The following is an 834-nucleotide window of genomic DNA, read 5'->3' as shown; positions in this document are numbered from 1 at the left end:
CAAAAATTGTTACTATTATAGTTTATCTTCTCATGTTCTACTTATCCATACATTCACCTGACTTTTTTTAACTATAAGCACAAAACATTTTTACTCCGTTTGCCTTTTCGGCAAATAGCCGCTGCTATTGTTTTTTTGCTAAGGAACAGCACTACACACCTATCAGCGGCAAAAGTGAAATTGTGATGTGCGTACTATCAATTCCAATCAGGGGTCAATATGTTTGGACTAACTGCGCTGGAACTGGCTCGTATACAATTTGCGTTTACGGTCTCGTTCCATATTATTTTCCCGGCAATCACTATCGGTCTTGCCAGTTTTTTGGCAGTGCTAGAAGGCCTATGGCTGAAAACTCGGGATGATGACTATATAAAATTGTTTCATTTCTGGTCAAAAGTCTTCGCTGTCAATTTTGGTATGGGCGTTGTTTCAGGCTTAGTGATGGCATATCAATTTGGCACAAACTGGAGTTTTTTCTCAGATTTTGCGGGCGGTATTACTGGCCCATTGCTCACTTATGAAGTACTGACAGCATTCTTCCTCGAAGCAGGTTTCCTTGGTGTGATGCTTTTTGGTATGCAACGAGTGGGTGAAAAACTCCACTTTTTTGCGACATGTATGGTCGCACTAGGCACAATTATTTCCACTTTTTGGATCCTCGCGTCTAATAGCTTTATGCAAACTCCGCAAGGATTTGAAATCGTTGATAATCGCATCGTGCCTGTTGATTGGCTAGCGGTTATTTTCAATCCATCCTTCCCATATCGCTTGCTTCATATGACAACAGCAGCATTCCTTGCGGCTGCATTTTTTATTGGAGCTTCTGGCGCATGG

The 834-nt window shown here is 41.5% G+C and carries 1 protein-coding gene; it reads left to right on the top strand.

Annotation, left to right across the window (positions count from 1 at the left end; genetic code table 11):
* Nucleotides 1–219: 219 nt before the first annotated feature.
* Nucleotides 220–834: cytochrome ubiquinol oxidase subunit I (locus ABN217_RS19140; protein ID WP_349459837.1), on the top strand; the 615-nt coding region annotated here is incomplete at its 3' end.

Origin of the sequence: Proteus sp. fly-1067, from assembly GCF_040139345.1 — a bacterium.
In the GTDB taxonomy this organism is placed as follows: Bacteria; Pseudomonadota; Gammaproteobacteria; order Enterobacterales; family Enterobacteriaceae; genus Proteus; species Proteus vulgaris_B.
Note: the sequence above shows the minus strand (reverse complement) of the source record. Positions and strands in the feature narration are given on the sequence as shown.